At 73.8% G+C, this 16,942-nt stretch carries 17 protein-coding genes; 7 read left to right on the forward strand and 10 right to left on the reverse strand.

What is annotated here, in order from left to right:
* Positions 1–97: 97 nt before the first annotated feature.
* Positions 98–601, reverse strand: a complete 504-nt coding sequence (locus ACZ34W_RS19565) for a GNAT family N-acetyltransferase (RefSeq protein WP_329485261.1) — start codon at positions 599–601, stop codon at positions 98–100.
* Positions 602–1,116: 515 nt separating this feature from the next.
* Between ACZ34W_RS19565 and ACZ34W_RS19570 the strand changes: the two genes are divergently transcribed.
* The 3 genes from ACZ34W_RS19570 to ACZ34W_RS19580 all read left to right on the forward strand — a co-directional run bounded on the left by ACZ34W_RS19570 (position 1,117) and on the right by ACZ34W_RS19580 (position 2,866).
* Positions 1,117–1,491, forward strand: a complete 375-nt coding sequence (locus tag ACZ34W_RS19570) for a hypothetical protein (RefSeq protein WP_465605698.1) — start codon at positions 1,117–1,119, stop codon at positions 1,489–1,491.
* A gap of 329 nt (positions 1,492–1,820) precedes the next feature.
* Positions 1,821–2,180, forward strand: a complete 360-nt coding sequence (locus ACZ34W_RS19575; protein WP_465605845.1) for a hypothetical protein — start codon at positions 1,821–1,823, stop codon at positions 2,178–2,180.
* On the forward strand, positions 2,180–2,866 hold the full coding sequence (locus tag ACZ34W_RS19580) for a rhomboid-like protein (RefSeq protein WP_465605700.1): 687 nt from the start codon (positions 2,180–2,182) through the stop codon (positions 2,864–2,866). The genes ACZ34W_RS19575 and ACZ34W_RS19580 overlap by 1 nt, the downstream gene beginning before the upstream one ends.
* 120 nt (positions 2,867–2,986) lie before the next feature.
* Here the strand turns inward: ACZ34W_RS19580 and ACZ34W_RS19585 are convergent, their stop codons facing one another.
* The 3 genes from ACZ34W_RS19585 to ACZ34W_RS19595 form a co-directional block, all read right to left on the reverse strand.
* The gene (locus ACZ34W_RS19585; protein WP_465605702.1) at positions 2,987–3,880 is read right to left on the reverse strand and encodes a carbon-nitrogen hydrolase family protein; all 894 of its coding nucleotides are present in this window, start codon (positions 3,878–3,880) and stop codon (positions 2,987–2,989) included.
* Positions 3,881–4,061: 181 nt separating this feature from the next.
* Positions 4,062–4,460, reverse strand: coding sequence for a VOC family protein (locus ACZ34W_RS19590; protein ID WP_352292756.1), 399 nt, complete (start codon positions 4,458–4,460; stop codon positions 4,062–4,064).
* A 189-nt stretch (positions 4,461–4,649) separates the two neighbouring features.
* On the reverse strand, positions 4,650–5,450 hold the full coding sequence (locus ACZ34W_RS19595) for a DUF6597 domain-containing transcriptional factor (RefSeq protein WP_465605704.1): 801 nt from the start codon (positions 5,448–5,450) through the stop codon (positions 4,650–4,652).
* A gap of 64 nt (positions 5,451–5,514) precedes the next feature.
* On the opposite strand from ACZ34W_RS19595, the gene ACZ34W_RS19600 reads away from it, so the two are divergent.
* The gene (locus ACZ34W_RS19600) at positions 5,515–6,108 is read left to right on the forward strand and encodes a TIGR03086 family metal-binding protein (RefSeq protein WP_396489068.1); all 594 of its coding nucleotides are present in this window, start codon (positions 5,515–5,517) and stop codon (positions 6,106–6,108) included.
* 251 nt (positions 6,109–6,359) lie between these two features.
* On the opposite strand, the gene ACZ34W_RS19605 is transcribed toward ACZ34W_RS19600, so the two are convergent.
* Positions 6,360–6,827, reverse strand: coding sequence for a MarR family winged helix-turn-helix transcriptional regulator (locus ACZ34W_RS19605; RefSeq protein WP_329485269.1), 468 nt, complete (start codon positions 6,825–6,827; stop codon positions 6,360–6,362).
* 219 nt (positions 6,828–7,046) lie between these two features.
* On the opposite strand from ACZ34W_RS19605, the gene ACZ34W_RS19610 reads away from it, so the two are divergent.
* On the forward strand, positions 7,047–7,502 hold the full coding sequence (locus ACZ34W_RS19610) for a hypothetical protein (protein WP_465605707.1): 456 nt from the start codon (positions 7,047–7,049) through the stop codon (positions 7,500–7,502).
* 89 nt (positions 7,503–7,591) lie between these two features.
* On the opposite strand, the gene ACZ34W_RS19615 is transcribed toward ACZ34W_RS19610, so the two are convergent.
* The 5 genes from ACZ34W_RS19615 to ACZ34W_RS19635 all read right to left on the reverse strand — a co-directional run bounded on the left by ACZ34W_RS19615 (position 7,592) and on the right by ACZ34W_RS19635 (position 14,402).
* The gene (locus ACZ34W_RS19615) at positions 7,592–9,532 is read right to left on the reverse strand and encodes a YhgE/Pip domain-containing protein (RefSeq protein ID WP_465605709.1); all 1,941 of its coding nucleotides are present in this window, start codon (positions 9,530–9,532) and stop codon (positions 7,592–7,594) included.
* The gene (locus ACZ34W_RS19620; protein ID WP_465605711.1) at positions 9,529–10,317 is read right to left on the reverse strand and encodes an ATP-binding cassette domain-containing protein; all 789 of its coding nucleotides are present in this window, start codon (positions 10,315–10,317) and stop codon (positions 9,529–9,531) included. Before ACZ34W_RS19620 ends, ACZ34W_RS19615 begins: the two co-directional genes overlap by 4 nt.
* 903 nt (positions 10,318–11,220) lie before the next feature.
* A complete protein-coding gene (locus ACZ34W_RS19625) occupies positions 11,221–12,423 on the reverse strand; it encodes a polysaccharide lyase (RefSeq protein ID WP_465605713.1) in 1,203 nt (400 codons plus the stop codon).
* A gap of 427 nt (positions 12,424–12,850) precedes the next feature.
* Positions 12,851–13,207 (reverse strand): STAS domain-containing protein, encoded by a 357-nt coding sequence (locus ACZ34W_RS19630; RefSeq protein WP_465605715.1) that lies wholly within the window; start codon positions 13,205–13,207, stop codon positions 12,851–12,853.
* 301 nt (positions 13,208–13,508) lie between these two features.
* Complete coding sequence (locus tag ACZ34W_RS19635; protein WP_465605717.1) at positions 13,509–14,402, reverse strand: SDR family oxidoreductase; 894 nt, start codon at positions 14,400–14,402, stop codon at positions 13,509–13,511.
* A gap of 186 nt (positions 14,403–14,588) precedes the next feature.
* On the opposite strand from ACZ34W_RS19635, the gene ACZ34W_RS19640 reads away from it, so the two are divergent.
* On the forward strand, positions 14,589–15,062 hold the full coding sequence (locus ACZ34W_RS19640; protein WP_329485275.1) for a hemerythrin domain-containing protein: 474 nt from the start codon (positions 14,589–14,591) through the stop codon (positions 15,060–15,062).
* Positions 15,063–15,777: 715 nt separating this feature from the next.
* Complete coding sequence (locus ACZ34W_RS19645; RefSeq protein ID WP_465605719.1) at positions 15,778–16,833, forward strand: substrate-binding domain-containing protein; 1,056 nt, start codon at positions 15,778–15,780, stop codon at positions 16,831–16,833.
* Positions 16,834–16,942 lie beyond the last annotated feature (109 nt).

The following is a 16,942-nucleotide window of genomic DNA, read 5'->3' on the forward strand; positions in this document are numbered from 1 at the left end:
GGCCGGACCGGTCGGGCGCACCACACCGTCACGCTCTCCCGTGCGGGCCCGGACTCCCGACAGCGCCGCGGGGCGGGCGCTCCGGCGCAGCCCGGTGCTACGCGCCGGGGTGCGCCGGCAGGGCGAGCCAGCGCGACCAGGAGATCTCGCGGCCGACGAAGCGCGGCCGCCCGAACGGCCAGTCGGCGGCGATCCACTCCGGTACCAGCGCGTCCAGCGCCCGCTCGACCCCGCTGCCCACCAGCTCGTCCACCACCCACCAGGAGATCTCGGCGTCCGCGCCGGCCCGCTCCGGCGGGTCGATGTAGACGCAGCCCAGCAGGGCCGTCTCCGCCGTGTCGAACAGCGCGTAGTTGAAGGACTGGTGTGCGGCGATCTCCTTCTCGTGCCGCAACAGGTCGGCCTGATCGGCCTCGTAGGTCATCGTGGCCGCGGGCCAGCCCCAGGCCGGACCGAAGAGGGTCCACAGCCGCTCGCGCGAGCCCATCACCGCCGGATAGTCCAGCGGGGCGTCCGCCTCCCGGATCGGCCGCAGATGATGACCGCCACCCGGCAGCGGCACCAGGACGGGGTGGACGAAGTCGTCGGGAAGCCAGTTCATGGCGCCCGACCGTAGCACCGCGCGGGCGTCCGGGCTCCTGGATTTCCCCCCGCACCCCGCCCGGTGGTCACCGCCGGGTCCAGGCCTGGCACGCCATCTCGTGCCAGGTCGTGCGCACGGCCGCGCCGCCCAGCGTGAGGTGCTGGCTGGACCAGGTCCGACAGCACCCGCCCGTCACGCGCGGCCGGGCCGGTGCCGCCGGCCTCGCCACGCGGACCGGGGCGGCCGGGGAGGCCGGGGAGGCCGGACGGCGCCGGCGTGGTGGACCACTGGTCGAAGGTGTCGTCATGCCGCAGGCTCTGCCCACGTCGCCGGGGCACCGAACCCCGCCGCCACTCGAACGGCCCAGCCCAAACCGCCCCCAGGCGTACGCTGCGCCGCACCGGACAGCCGGAAGCCGGGCGGGCGTGCCCGCCCGGGGGCGCCCGGCGTCGACGGCCGGGGACCGACGGATAATGGCCTGGCCGCAGGCCGCCCGCGCCGGTGGCAGTGACCGACGGAGAGGCGGAGAACCGATGACCCTGGACGAGGGCCGACGCGTGAGGCTGGCCGAGGACCTGGCGATCGGTGAGGCGGTCGCCGGGGAACCCGGGGCCGCCGTCGGGTTCCTCTCGCTGGGGGCCGGGGCGGAGGGCACCGTCGAGCGGGTGGACGGGGAGCTCCCGGAGAGCACGGAGGTCCGCGAGTACCAGCGGCTCAAGGCACTGTTCGAGGACTACGGGCACACCATGCCGGCGGCGAGCCGGGAACGGCTGGAGACGGAGATCGCCGCGCTGGAGCCGGCGTGGGCCGCGTACCGGGAGCGGGGGCGGCGGGTGACGGTCCGGGTCCGGCTGGACAGCGGCTTCGTCCTCGACGGGCTGCACCAGGACGTCCTCGCCCCGCTGTGACGCAGGGCGTCCCGGTGCGACGGCGGCGGCCGGGGTTCCCCTCGGCGGACGGAGACGCCCGGTAACGGGACGGCCGGTGGCACCGGTGCCCCGTCCGGTCGGCAAGGGCCGGTCTCCCGCGGGCAGCGGAGGAGCCGGGGCCGGCTCCGGCCCGCACCACCCGTACGCTGGTGGCCGGTCCCCTCGCGTCGACGAGCGCGAGGGGGCCGACCATCTTCGCAGGCCGTCCACCGCCGGGGCGGGTGGAGCGGGGCCGGGGCGGGGCGGGTGGAGCGGGGGCGGCATACGATCGGCGGGTGTCGGAACGCAACGATCCCTCGTCATCGGCTCTGTCGGCCTCGGTGGCCGCAGCGGCCTCGTCCGTGTCGTCCTCGCCCTCGTGGTCCCGGTGGTCCGAGGACTCCACCCTCTCGATCGGCTCGGTGGCCTCGGTGCTGTCGATCGGTTCGGTCGGCTCGGTGCTCTCGGTGGGGTCGGTCGGCAGCGTGCTGTCGATCGGCTCCGCCGGTTCGGCCCTGTCCGTGCTGTCCGCCGGGTCGTGGCTCTCCCTCGGGTCACTGCTGTCCGCCAACTCGCGCTGGTCGGTGCTGTCCTGGCGCTCCCGCCACGGGCTGATGGCCGCCGGTGCGGTGGCCGTCGCCGCGGGCGCCGTGCTCGTCGGCGGTCCGCGGCCGCGGCGCGCCCGGTAGTGGCCGGCCCGCGCCCGACGCGCGCTTCGCTGCGGCGGCTGGTACGGAACCCGGCGTTCTGGTTCGTCGCCGTGCTCGCCGTGATGTGGCCGGTCCTGCGGCTGATGCCGCCCGAACAGGTGCTGGCACTGCGGGAGTGGGCGTCGACCAACCTCGACAACCTGCGCCTCTGGCCGTCGGGGCACCCCGTCGAAGCCCTGACGGTGTCCGTGTTCGTACCGCAGAGCACCCTCTGGGTGTGGCCGGTCTTCGCGCTGTCCGTGTTCGCCGTGGTGTCGGCGCTCGGCGCCCGCCGCGCGGTGGCGGGACTGGCCCTGGCCCACCTGACCGCGACCGGGCTGACGGAGGCGCTGGTGTGGTGGCGCATCGAGCACGGCGAACTGCCCGCCGCCGAGGCGCACGTGCTGGACACCGGCCCGTCCTACGTGGTGGTCGCCGCGCTGGCGGTGGCGATCGTAGTGGCCCGTCCGGCGTGGTCGCGGGCGGTGTGGCTGGTGATGCTGGCGGTGGCCGCACCGGACCTGCTGTCCGGGCTCGGGGACGGCGAGGTGTCCGCGGTGGGCCATGTGCTCGCCTTCGCCGCCGGCCTGGCCATCGCGGGCGCCCACCGGCTCGGCCTGCCACCGGTGGCCCGCCGGGCCCGTCCGGGCACGGCGCCGGCCCCGTCCGGAGGCCCTCGTCGCTGAGGCGCCGCCGCTCCGGGTGGAGGCTCCTCGACGGGCCGGCCGCCGCAGGTCGTCCCACGCGCGGGGGCGCCGGGCCGGGGACACCGAGAGCCCGTGCCTGCGGGCCGGGATCGTCTGCCGTCAGAATGCGGTGCGGTCGGCGCTGCGGGGGTCGTCGGCCGCCGTGTGGCCGTCGTAGAGGCCGGTGCGGGCGAGGCGGCGCCAGGGGCGGACGAGGTGCAGGGCGGTGTGGATGTCGGGCGCGGTGCTGTCAAGGTCGAGGTCGGCGATGGCGAGGCCGGGCCGGCCGTCGCCGGGGCAGCGCGCGAGCCAGCGGCCGCCCGGGGCGACCAGGCCGGCGGGGACGGTGGCGCTGTACTGGGCGGGCAGGGCGTAACCGAGCCAGTAGGAGTGGAGGTTTGCGTAGGCCTGGGCGAGGGTGGCGCGGGCGGCGTCGTCGACCATGACGGAGAGCAGGACGCAGTCGACGTCCGGGGCCTCGTACTCGGCGAACAGGGCGGGGAAGTTCGCCTCGATGCACAGGGCGGTTCCGAAGCGGATGCCGTCCACGTCGAAGACGAGCGGGTCGGTGCCCGGGGTGTAGAGGTAGGAGAGCTCCGTGTGCGAGAGGAAACGCTTGTCGTAACGGGCGCTGAGGCGGCCCTGGTCCGAGACCACGTAGAGGCTGTTGTGCGGCCGGCCGGGGGCGGTGAGGGGGTGGATCGAGCCGAACACCGTCCACAGGGCCAGCTCCCCCGCGAGCGCGGCGACCGCCTCCGCCTCCTCGCGCAGGACGTCCCAGGCGGCCCCCTCCCAGTTCGCCGGGCCGAGGCCTCCCTCCGGGCGGCCGGCGACCGCGTGCTTGTCCGGGTAGACGAGCGAGCCCTCCGGGAACTGCACCAACCGGACGCTTGCACCCGCCGCCTGACGCATCAGCGCCCGCATCTGCCGCCCGGCGCCCCGGATCGCCTCCTCGTCCCGCGGGTCCTCCGGGACCGTGCTCTGCGCCACCGCCAACCGCAATGTCCTCGCCATCGGGGGACGATACAACGCCACGGTCGCCGGCCCTGGGGAACGGCCGCGGACAGGCCGCCGATGACCGGATCCCGCGCGAGGATCAGGCCACCGACCGGCCCACGTCCCGCGCCCCGGCCCGACGGACGAGCCGCGGCCCCGCCCTCCGGGTGCCGCGGCTCGCCGTTCCGGACCGGGGAGGTCAGCGGGCGAACTTCTGCCGGGCGGCCGGGGTCACCGGGGTGAAGAAGTTCACCAGGTTGCCGTCGGGGTCGCGGAGGAGGAGCGAGCGGTTGCCCCAGGGCATGGTGGTGGGCTCGTTGACGAAGTCCTCCACGACGCCGGTCAGGTCCCGGTGCACGCGGTCGACGTCGTCGACGAGGAACTCGATGACGACGCTGCGGTTCGCGCCCGGCTCGGCGGAGCCGGGCGCGAAGAGCGGGACGGTGCGGGTGCTGCCGATGGCGAGCGCGGCCGTGGCGGTGGTGAGTTCGGCGAAGTCTTCGTTGGCCCACTGCGCCGTCACGCCGGTGGCGCGCTCGTAGAAGCCGACCAGTCGTGCGACGTCGGCCGTGATGACGCGGATCGAGACGAGGTTCACGGGTGTTTCTCCTGGGGTACGTCGTGCTGTCGACCACACGTTATGGCCGATACCGGACAGAATCGGCCCGGTATCGGCGAGTGGATTCCGGGCCGGCCGCGACCGGTCATCCCCTGGTCGAACCCCATCGGCGGAGGGAACCGCCCGGACCCTCGTTGCGGGCGGCAACCCGCTTGCCGGGGGCCGGAGTTACGGCCTTCCCGAGGCGTAGCGGACCGGTGACGTACCGACCGTGGCCGTGAAATCGCGGGTGAGGTGGGCCTGATCGGCGTAGCCGAGGTCGGCGGCGAGCGCCGCCCAGTCGATGTCGGTACCGCGGTCGGCTCGCTCGGCGGCCTCGTGCAGGCGGGCCCGGCGCAGCACCCACTTCGGGGTGGCCCCGACGTACTCGGCGAACAGCCGCTGCAGGCGGCGCACGGTGATGCCGAACTCCTCGGCGAGTTGGTCGACCCGGCGCAGATCGGTGGTGCCGGCGATCCGCTCGACCATCGCGGCGACCTGCTCGGCCACCGGGTCGGGCGCGGGTGTCCGGGCGAGCAGGAAGGCGTCCACCCGGGCGGCGAGGGCGTCGAGGTCCCCGGCACCGCGGAGCACCTCGTCGTTGAGCCGGTCCGCCCCGGGGCCGAAGACCTCGGCGGCCGGGACGACCCGGTCGGCCAGGTCGGCCACCGGGCGGTCGGTGAACGGACGGAAGCCGCCGGGGCGGAACTTGGCGCCGAGCACGTGGCCGGTCCCCTCCAGCCTGCGGACGAAGAGGGACTTGCCGACCCCGTGGACGTGGGCCGCCGGCGCCTCCAGGACGAGATGGACGCTGGGGTGGACGAGCACCTTCTGCTCGTGGGCGGGCAGGCCGTCACGGTTCCAGCGCACCAGCCAGTAGAACTCGACGAAACGCGCCAGCTCCGGGGCGGGCTCGTACCGGATCAGGCTGATCGCGGCCGCGGCCCGGTCGGGATGGAGCACTCCGCGTCCGAGGTCCGGGAAGGTCATGCCGCCAGGCTAGCCGTCGCGTTTGTTCAAGACGGCGCCCGGCCCCCGGGGCGAGGATCGACACATGAACGGTCACGCACTCCACCCCCTCATGTCCCGCGCCGCAGCGGAGGCCGCGCGCATCGCCCGCGGTGTCCGACCGGAGCACCTGGACGGGCCGACGCCCTGCACCGCGTTCGACACCAGGACCCTGGTCAACCACTGGGTGCTGTACACCTCCCACGGCCTCGAACGCCGGGCACGCCGGGAGCCGCTGCCGGAGGAACTGGTGGCGCGCGACTTCACCGCCGACCCCGATTGGGCGCTCGCCTACGCGGACCAGCTCGACCGCGCCGTGGCGGCCTGGTCGGACCCGGCCGCCTGGGAGGGGGAGATCGATCTGGGCGGGATGTCGGTGTCGGCGGCATCGGTCGCCCGGATGGTGGTCAAGGAGATGGTGCTCCACGGCTGGGACGTCGCCCGGGCCACCGGCCGGCAGGCGGACGTCGACGACGATCTGGCCCGTCTGGTTCTCACGGTGGTCGAGGAGAACGCCGAGATCTACCGCCAGTACGGCGGCTTCGCCGAGGCGGTGCCGGTGGCCGCCACCGCCTCGTCCCTCGACCGCGCCCTCGCCGCCTCCGGCCGCGACCCGGGCTGGGAGCGTTCCACGGGCTGAGTTCCCGACGGCCGCCGTCGGTACGCCGGTCGAACCGACGGAGGGCGAACCGACGGCGGCGCAGCGGCCCTCGCGCGGCCGCGAGCGGCGTGAGCCACTGGAAGCCGACCGGACGGCGCCGCCCGGAGGTCGTGTTCCACCGCGGCTGAGATCCGCAGCCGAGACCCGCGGCTGAGCCGCGGGTCTCGGCTGCGGGTGCCCGGGGCCGTGGTGCGCTCCTGGCCCGGGCCGGACGCCCGGGCCAGGGGTCGCTAGGCGAGCCGCCCGCCCGCGTTGCGGATCAGTCGCCGGAGCACCTTCACGGCGGTGACGTAGTCCGCGTCGTCGATGCCTTCGTGGAGGGCGGCGCGGATCGCGGGGGCGTTGCGCGCCAGGTCCAGGCGGGCCCGCTCCCCCTCCTCGGTGAGCCGGAGCCGGTCCCCGGTGTCCCGGCTCAGCCAGCCGCGCTCCAGGAGTACCGCGGCCTCCGCCGCCAGATCGTCCTCGGGCCGGAGGTACGAGGCCATCGCCTCCCGCAGCTCGGACAGCGTCATGCTCGCGCCGTCGGGCGAGATGTCGTTCACCGACAGATTGCGCAGCAGCCAGAACTGCGGCTGCGTGTAGCCCTTCTCGGCCTGCCGGGCCCGGGTGAACGCGATGAGCGACTCGTAGGCGACACCGGTCCAGTAGGCGGCGGGCTGGCCGGCGAGTTCGACGTCGGACATCTGCTGGGTCGTCATGGGGGTCCCCTCGTGGTGCTCAGGTGGAATCCGCGGGCCCGGCACCTGCCGGGCGGGTCATACGACGACCGTAGAACCTCAAGTCCGGTTGAGGGCAAGCCGGCCCGAGCCGGTCGGACGAAGCCACTCTCGACGCCGCCGGTCCGGATCCGTCGTCACCGAGGGCGCACCGCAAGGAGATCTCCGTTCAGAACAAGTTTGTTGCGCAGACCTGTCTGCATGACAACTCATCCTGGCCCGGCCGCGGGCGACCCTCGCCATCTCCTGACGATGCAACGGGACCTGGTCCGCCGTGTCCGCCGTGAGCAGCGCGGAGCCTGGTTCCCGCTCCTGGTCTTCGCCGCGGTGCGGTTCGGCGCTGCGCCGGTGGTCCGCTTCGGCCAGGGCGACAACGTCCGGCTGGCGATCTGGTACTACCCGGTGGCGTTGGGGCTGGCGTTCGCCCTGATCGGCTGGTTCTACCTGCGCCGTTCCGCCCGGCTCGGTGTGGGCACCCGGGTCGGTCCCTACCTGGCCGTCGGCCTCGTCCTGGCCGTCGGCCTCGTCCTGGCCGTGCTCACCACGGGTTACCAGGTGTGGGCGGCGCTGGGGACGGCGCCCTACCCCCACTTCCGCGAACCGACGTTCCTCTACACGCTCTACAACGTGGTCGGCCGGATCCCCCCGACCGGCTGACGGGGAGGGCCCGGCGCCGTGCGGCCCGCCCTCGGCGTGGGGGCGAGCCGCACGGCGCCCCCGGGCGGGGCGGCGGTCGGGTCCGTCCGTCAGAGGTTCAGGTCTGGGTGGAGCCGGGCGACCGTCCACACGCGCCGACGGCGCAGGGCCAGCGAGGTGAGGACCAGGAACAGGACACCGAAACCCGCCAGAACGGCGATGTCCCGGATGACATGGGAGGACGGGCCACCGCTGATCGTCACCCGGAGCCCGTCGACCAGGTAGGTCATCGGCAGGAAGGGGTGGACCGTCTGGAACGGTGCCGGAGTGGTCTGCATCGGGTACAGGCCGCCGGAGGCGGTGAGCTGCAGGATGAGCAGGACCAGTGACAGGACGTCGCCCGCCGTACCGAACGCCGTCCGCAGGCAGTGGTCGATGGCGATGAACGCGGCGGCGCCGACCGTGAGGAGCAGGACGGTCGTCCACGGGGCGGCGGCGTGCAGCCCGAGACCGGCGCTGACGACGCCGTAGAGGATCACGGCCCCGAGCACGCCCAGCGCCGCGGCCGGGAGCCAGCCCGCCACGGCGACGGTGGAGGCCCGGGTACGGGCGGCCAGCGCCCGGGTGTTGACCGGTCGCAGGAAGAGGTAGGCGAAGAGGCCGAACACCCACAGCGCGATGCCGAAGAAGAACGGGGCCAGTCCGCGGCCGTACACGCCGGCCGGGTGGAGGTTCGACCGGTCGATGGCGACGGGTGTCCCCAACACCTCGGCGGCGTGTTCCAGTTGGGCCGAGTCCAGGACGGGCACCTGCTTCTTCCCGTCGTCGATCACGGTGGCCAGGGTCGTGGCGCCGTTGTGGGCCTGGTCGGCGGCGGTCTGCAGCGCCACGGATCCCTGCTGGAGGGCGGACAGCCCCGTGGACACGGTGGCCGTCCCGGCGGCGATGCTCCGGGCGCCGGAGTCGACCAGGGCCAGCGGGGTCTGCGCGTTCTGGGCCGACTGCTGGACGGCCGCGGCCGTCCTCCGGAGACCGACGGCCTGCTGGAGCGCCGCGTGGGCGTTGCCGGCAGCGGTGGCGGCGTGACCGTCGATCTGCCCGGCCGCGGCGTCGGCCGCCGTCACGTCCTGTTGGAGGCGCTGGAACAGGGGGTCGTCGCCCAGTCCCGGGTGCGCCGCGGCCAGGTGGTCCAGATCGGTCACCGCCTTGGCGGTTCCCTGCTTCACCGTCGACGTCGCGATGTGGACGGCGTCCACGCCCTGGGTGACGAGAGTGGCCGCGCTCACCACGGCGTCGGCGGCCGCGCCCAGCGGCGGCGCGGCCTCGCCGAGGGCGGTGGCCGCCGCGTGCACCTGGGTCGTGGCCTGGCTCAGCTTCTGGGCGCCGTCGGCGAGCTGGGTGGAGCCGGACCGCAGCGTGGCGCTCGCGCCCGCGGCGGCTGAACTCCCCTGCTGGGCCACGGTGGTGGCGTTCACCAGCCCCTGAGCCGCCTGCGCCGCCGTGTCCAGCTTCCCGCCGATGTCCGCGAGCCGACCGTAGACGCCGCGGACATAGGCCTCGTGCGCGGCGGAGTTGACCTGCTCCTGCAGCTTCGCTTCGACGACCTCGGTCATGACGCCCGCGATGTAGTTGTTCGCGTCGTTGAGCAGGATGTGGATCCGGGCCTGTTCGGGCTGGGTGTCGGGGCCGGTGGCGAGGCCGGCGCTGAAGTCGGCGGGGATCCGGATCGTGAACGCGTAGCGCCCGCGCTCCAGGCCGTCGCGGGCCGCGGCCTCGTCGACGAACGCCCAGTCGAACTGCCGCGAGGCCTTGAGCTCCGTCACCACCTGGGCGCCCGCGTCCACCCGCTGTCCCTGCCGGGTCTCGGCCGGGTGGTCCTCGTTGACCACCGCCACGGGGATGTGCCCCGTCTTGCCGTAGGGGTCCCAGTTCGCCCACAGGTACATGGCGCCGTACAGCAGCGGGACCAGGCACAGCACGAGCGGGACGAAGCGCCTCAGTGGGCCCCGGAAGCCGCGCAGCTCCAACACGGCCAGCCTGATCGCGGTCATGCGTCCTCCTCGCCCCGGCGCGCGCCGGGGCTCCCGCCGTCCGGTTCCCGCCGCCCGAGCAACCGCCACGACCGACGCGCCGACGCGTCTGTCCCGTCTGGCTCGGCTGCCCTGTCTGCCTCGTCCGGCTCGTCTGGCTCGGCCGGCTCGCGTGCCCCGTCCTCCTCGGCGGCCGCCGCCGGCCGCTCGGGCAGGTGGCTGCGGCGGGGCAGGGCCACCAGCACCGGCGCCGGGTCGAGGCCGGCACCGGAGGCGGGAGGGTCGAGGGCGCCCGCCAGGACCGTGCAGCCCACCCGGCAGACCCGCCCCACGAGCTGCCAGGCCCGGACGCGTTCGTCCGCCGGGCACCCGCGGTCCACGTCGTCCGCGACGATCACGGCGGGGCGCGTGGCCAGAGCGAGCGCGAGGGCCACGCCCAGTGCCTCCACCGGCGGCAGGTCCCGGACCAGCGTCCGGTGGTCCACGTCGACACCGAGGACCGAGAACGCCTCCCCGAGCTGTGCTCTGCTCAGCCGGCGGCTCAACCAGCGGCGCTCGTCCACCAGCTCCCGCACCCGCAGATCCGGGTCCAGGCCGAGGGCGGGCTCCGCACGGGCCACCGCCACCAGGTCCCTGACACCACGGCCGTCGCGGGGCAGGACGTGCCCGCCCACCCGAACCGCTCCGCCGTCCAGCCGCATCCGCCCCGCGAGCGCGAGCAACGCCGTCGTCCGGCCCGAGCCGCCCGGCCCGTGGAGCACCAGCAGCCCGCCGGGTTCCACCTCCAGGTCCAGATTCTCGAACACCGCTCCCCGGGGCCCTCGCACGCTCGCTCCGCGCGCGACCACGTCCATGCCGGCAATCTCCACTCCCAGTGGGTAACCCGTCCGTGCCGCGCCATGTCTGTCAGACCGGTCACACTCCCGCGTCCGCGGACCGCGGTCACCCCTCCCGGCCGGGCGGCGGGAGGGCGGACTGCCGGGCCGCGCACAAGCTACCCACGGCACGGCGGAGTTGGGCGGCCTCGCAGTCGAAGCACATCGGCCTCCCCGTAGCGCCATGGGCGGCGCGGCGAGCGCGAGGCTGTCGGCCGGCGGTCGGCCGTGCCCGGTCGACTGGGAGCTGGCCGGCGCACCGACCCTCGACACCATGGGGCACCGAGGGCATCAAGGAGGGGGTGCGGATCGGCCTCGGGTTGGGGCTGCTGCCGCGCCGGTCGGTCCGGCTCGAACTCCGGCACGGGGTGCCGGCCGAACTGGCCGTCAGCCCCACGCCCGAGGCCCGCACGGTGACGGTCGACTGGACCCTGGCCTGGCCGCTGACGGCGTACCAGCAGCTGCCGCTGCCAGTCCTGCGGGAGGTGACCCGGGCGCCGGACCACGACCGGTCGACGCCGCAGGGACGCGGCGGTGGAGGTGCCGTCAAGCGCCGATCGCCCTCTCAGAGGCGCAGGTCCGAGCAGCACGAAGTGATCGGTCGGCCGTGCCATGACGCCCTCCCCTCCGTGGCGTCCGGGGCCGTCCCACCCCGGGAAGGGCACCCACCAGCCACGGAGGGCCCCGCCGAACCGCCGCCCGCCGCGGCCCCCGACGTCGAGCGCCGACTCGAACGGGCCCTTCAGTACGGCAGGGGGCCGCGCCCGGCGCGCACCTGACCCGGGGGAGGACCCGGGGGATCCGCGTGCCGAGGGCGGATCCTCCGGGCGGTGGTCAGTGCGCCTTTCGGTGGGTCCGGCGGGTGGCGCTCCTCATCCGGAGCCGGTAGGCGAGGAGGAGTCCGGCGATGAGCAGGGTGCTGCCGGCGGCCACGACCAGCGGGATGCGGCTGGAGGAGCCGGTGTGCGCCAGGACGTAGTCGTGGTTGTCCCTGTCCGTGTCCGTGTCCGCCTGGGCGAGAGCGTCGTCCACGGTCGGGGACGGGGTGGGGAACGCCGTCCCGGGTGCTGCCGCTCCGGTCGTGGCGGCCGGGGTCCGGGCCGACGGGGACTCCTGCGCCGGCTCCGAGGCGGAGGGCCGTACGGGCGGGGGTGACGGTGCCGGCTTCGCGGTGGTGGCGGGCGCCGGCACGGCAGAGGACGACATGGTGGGAGCCGGTCCGGCGGGGGTCGGTGCGGCCGTCGGGTTGCCGGCGGCCGGGGAGATGGAGGTGATGGAGACGTCGTCGTAGTAGATGACCACGGGGGGCGTCCCGCCGTTCACGTATCCCTTCTCGGCCTTCCAGTTCGGCCGGTACAGGCCGATCTTGTGATACGGGGCCGTGTCGCGGTGGGGGGCGTTCGTGGTCCGGCTGTAGTCGTTGGGGCCCTGGTGGGAGCCCACCAGGGTGCCGTCGAGGCGGGCGGTGAGCGAACCGGGTGTGGTGGCGGTGGACCAGGTGATGTCGAAGGACCACTGGTTCCAGTGACCAAGTCGTACGGGCCCGAGGTCGTACCTGGCCTCGTTCAGGGGACCCGCCCCCTCGGTCCAGTGGACGAGCATCAGCCACCTGTCCGCCTTGACCGCGAGGACGACGGCGGGGGTCGTGCCCTCCCCGCCGTGCCATTGGGACACGATGGTCTGGGCGTCGAAGGACGTCCAGTCCTGCGGCAGGTAGTTGGCGAAGGTGTAGCGGTAACTGCCGTACGGCAAACGGCTGGTGGCGATCTCGGCGCGGTAGGAGTTGCCCTGGTCCGGCATGGTGAACCGGGCGGCCTTGCCGCCGTGGCCGCCGGGCGCCGCCACGACGTCCACCGAGCCCTTGCCGTCGATGCCCTCGCGGGGCCACACGGCGGTGTTGCCGGACTCGAAACCGTCGCTGAAAGGGACGGTGGTGGACTCCGCGGCCGCGACGGGGCCGACGGAGACGCCGCCCACCGCCAGGACGGCCGTCAGAAGTACGGCGGCCCGACGGCTGCGGCTGTGACGCTGGGACATGGACCATCCTTGGAGCTGAGGAGTGACGGCTGCGGTGCGGTGCGGGGACCCACGCCGGGGAGGGTGACGCGGACCCCCGCACCCAGCTCTCTCCGGACACGCCTGGCATATGCGGTGAGAGCCGACTACCGGTAAGAGACGGGCGTCTCGCCGCCCCGTCCCGGCCCGTTACCCACGTGTTATCGATGGCCTTCGGCCCACCGGTAGACCGCCGACCCGTCGGACCGTCCGAGGTAACGAACCGGCCAAGCCGCGGGCCGGGGCTCTCGCTCGGTACTCCCTCCTGGCTCATGACGACGCCCGGTCGGTGCGCAGGGCGCCACCGGGCGCGGACCTACCCGCACGCCCGAGGAGAACCGTGGGAAGTCAGCCCTCGCTCATGTCGCCGTCCCCAGCGACGAGGCCGCCTGTTCCGCCCCGACCCTTCTCAGGCGCTGCGCGCCGGCGGCCCCTCGGTCACCTCGAACACCTGGTCCGTGCCGGTGACGTCGAGCAGCCGGACCACCTGGTGCGAGGGGCGGGCGAGAGCCAGGAGAGTCCCGCGCTGCTCGGCTTGCAGGCGGGCCCGGAGCAGCTCGTTGAGGCCGCTGGAATCGCAGAACGGGACCGCCCACAGGTCGACGAGCACCACGGACGGGGCCGGGGTGCGTAGCAGGACCTGGTTGAACACGGCATGCAGGACGTCGACTTGGTCGATGTCCAGGTCCCCCGAGACCTCGATCACAGGCCCGGTACCGGTCTCCCGGACGACGGCCGCGATCTCACGCCCTGGGGTATCGCTCACGGTGGCCCCTCTTTCCGCTGTCTCGCATCGAATGGACACGACGATCCTAGAGGGGGTCCGACCGCTGGTGATCCGGCGAAGCCTCTGTCCACCGCCCCGTCTCGTCAGTGATCGAGGCCGGGGTGTGCGGCGCCTGTCGGCCCCTGGGTGGGCGATCCCCGCTGGGGCCGCCGGTCGTCGCGGCGGGCCTGCCGTCCACCCGCGGGCACGCTGCCACACACCCGCCCGACTCGACCGGATGCGGCCGCCCGCCGTCCGGGCCTCCGCGAGCCCGGGCGTCCGGAGGCCGGGGCCCCGCTGGTCAGGGCAGAGGCGTGCCGCCGGTGGCGTTGACGATCTCGGCGGTGATGTACGAGGACTCCTGGGAGGCGAGGAAGACGTAGGCGGGGGCCATCTCGGCGGGCTGGGCGGCGCGACCGAGCGGGGACTGCTCGCCGAAGTGCGCGACCTTCTCCTCGTCCATCGTCGCCGGGATCAGCGGCGTCCACACCGGGCCGGGCGCGACGGCGTTCACCCGGATGCCGTCGGGCGCGAGCTGCCCGGCCAGGCCCTGGGTGAACGCGACGATCGCGGCCTTGGTCATGGCGTAGTCCAGGAGGTGGGGGCTGGGCTTGTACGCCTGGACGGAGGCGGTGTTGATGATCGAGGCGCCTTCGCGCAGGTGGGGCAGGGCGGCCCGGGTAGTCCAGAACATCCCGTACAGGTTGGTCCTCATCACCCGGTCGAACTGGTCGGTGGTGATCGCGGCGAGGCCGTCGGGCTGGGACATCTGGTAGGCGGCGTTGTTGACCACGATGTCGAGGCGGCCGAACACGTCGACGCAGCGGGCCACCAGCTCGGCGCAGAAGTCCTCGTCGCGCAGGTCGCCCGCGACGGCGAGGGCGCGCCGCCCGGCGTCCTCGACCAGCCGGGTGGTCTCCGCCGCGTCGGCCTCCTCCTCGGGGAGGTGGCAGAAGGCGACGTCGGCGCCCTCGCGGGCGAAGGCGAGGGCGACGGCGCGGCCGATGCCGGAGTCGCCGCCGGTGATCAGCGCGACGCGGCCGGCCAGCCGGTCGGCGCCGCGGTAGCTGTCCTCCCCGTGGTCGGGGCTGGGGCGCATGGTCTCACCGCTGCCCGGGTGGGGCTGGGACTGCTCGGGGAACGGCGGCTGCGGCTGCTGGGAGGTGGGGTCCTGAGGGGTGTGCTGGTCGCTCATCACGGCGGATCCGGTGCTCCTTCGGAGTGGGTGCGTCGGGTTCGGGGCGAGTCTGGCCCCGCGCGGGGCCGTTCGCGCGGTGGGACGGGCCGTGCGGGTGGTCCGTGCGCCGCCCGGGTGTCCGCGGCGGCGCACGGGGTACACGTGCGCCCGACCACGGGCCGTCTACCCCGGAAAGGAACGCGCATGGACGCGATCGTGCTGCTGAAGGAAGACCACAAGACCGTCGAGAGCCTGTTCAAGGCCTTCGAGAAGGCCGGCGACCGGGCCTTCGCCGAGAAGCGCCGGATCGCCGACCAGGTGATCGAGGAGCTGACGGTCCACGCCGTCATCGAGGAGGAGGTCTTCTACCCGGCCGCCCGCGAGGCCGCGCCCGACACGAAGGACCACGTGCTGGAGAGCGTCGAGGAGCACCACGTCGTCGTGTGGATGCTCTCCGAGCTGGCCGGCATGGACCCGGAGGACGAGCGGTTCGACGCGAAGATGACGGTGCTGATGGAGAACGTCCGCCACCATGTCGAGGAGGAGGAGAAGGAGTGGTTCCCCGAGGTCCGCAAGGCGATGGGCCGCAACCGCCTGGTCGAACTCGGCGAACAGCTGGAGGAGGCGAAGAAGTCCGCCACCCGCGACCCCCTCAAGGTGCCCAGCGCCACCGCGTGACGGGGGCGCGAGATGTACGGGAGGGTGTCGTGTCGTCGCCGTCGAAGGTGAGAGGTTCCGCTGCTTCGACTGCCAGGGCGCGGCGGTGACACGTTCGTTCACGGGGGATCGTGTGGTGAAACCGAACATCCGCCCGTGAGCATCCGGGGGGATGCGGTGGGAGGCCGTCCTCGGGGCCTCTCCGCTCTTCCGGCCCGGCGTGTTGTGCTCGCCGGCGCCGGGCCTCCCGGTGTGCAGAGGAGCAGAGGAGCAGAGCAGCAGCCCGGTGGGCCGCCGGTCAAGGGCCCACCGGGCTGTCGGCTTTCCGCTGGTGGGGCGGCACTCGGGGGAATCGTGCCGGTGCGCGCGGGGGATCCTACGGCTCGGTCGGGCCGCCCCCGCCAGGCCCCCCGGAAGCATCCCCCGACAGACCGTGACGGAATGTCAAAGCGATCTCGTTCACGTCCGATCTCTTGACGCTCGTCGGCATGAGGGTCTTCCATGTCACTGCACGTCTGAACCTGTTGCATTCCGTTTCCTTCTGTTGTCATGGTTCCGTCTGTGTGCGCCCGGCACCCACCCCTCCGCCGGGCACCTCTCGTCCCCGGGCCTCGGGTCCGGCCACCTGCCCCCGTCGTCGTGACTTCCCCACCACCACCAGCAGCCCGGCCGCCCTACCGGCCTGCGACGCACCCCTCCTTCCGCGCAGAGTCGCGCGTCCCCCACTGGAGCCGTCATGTTCACCACGCCCCAACGCCGAGCCGTGGCCGCCACCGGCCTCCTGCTCACCTTCGGTCTGAGCAGTGCCTGTTCCACCGGCCAGGAGTCCACCTCGGCCTCGGGGGCGGACGCCCCGGTCGCTCCGGTCAGCGGGAAGATCTCCATGACCTACCTCCAGAAGCAGGGCGACCAGGAGTACTTCGTCGGCGAGGCCGAGGGCGCCAAGGCCAAGGCGACCGAGCTCGGCGTCGACCTCAGGATCGTCAACCTCGGCAGCGACGCCAACAGGGCCGTCAGCGAAGTCCGGTCCGCCATCGCGCAGAAGAGCAACGGCCTGATCGTCGTCGTCCCCGACCCGGCGGTGGGCCCGCAGGTGGTCCAGGCCACGCGGGACGCCAAGGTCGCGCTGCTCACCTCCGACGACCAGATCTGCGCCACCGGCCCCGACCCGTCCACCTGCGCGAAGCAGAACCTGGTGCCCCGGATCGGCTTCTCCGGCGCCCAGATGGGCGGAGAGGTCGGCAAGCGGGCCGCCGAGGAGTTCAGGAAGGCCGGCTGGAACCCGGCCGAGACCCGCACCATCTCCGCCTGGAAGCAGGACGTCACCGTCTGCACCGACCGCGTCAAGGCGGCCAAGGAGGCCTTCGCCGCCGGCGCCAGCGCCGGTGTCCAGAACATCGACGTCGCCACCGACAACACCCCGGCCGGCGCGCAGGACAGGATCGCCGCGACCGTGACCGCGAACCCCGGGGTGAGGAACTGGGTCGTCTGGGGCTGCAACGACGAGAACGTCCAGGGCGGCGTCACCGCGCTGGAGAACGCCGGCATCGGCCCCGACCGGGTCATCGGGGTGGGCCTCGGCGCCTACCTCGCCTGCAAGGACTGGGCCGGCGGCAGGCCCACCGGCATGAAGGCCGCCCTGTTCATCAACGGCAAGGACGTCGGCGCCCTGGCCGTCCAGACTCTGTACGACAAGCTCAAGAACGGCAAGGACATGCCCGCCGAGGCCTTCGCCCCCACCACCATGGTCAACGCCACCACCTGGCAGAGCAGCGGCGTCACCTGCCACTGACGTCGTTCAACGGCAACATCGCCAACCTGAGGCCTCGCCGCCTTCCACGCGCTGCTGCCCACCGGCAGGCCCCGCCCCGCCCTGGCCGAGTACGCGCTTCTCTACGAGC

It is taken from the genome of Kitasatospora sp. NPDC022856, from assembly GCF_055561235.1.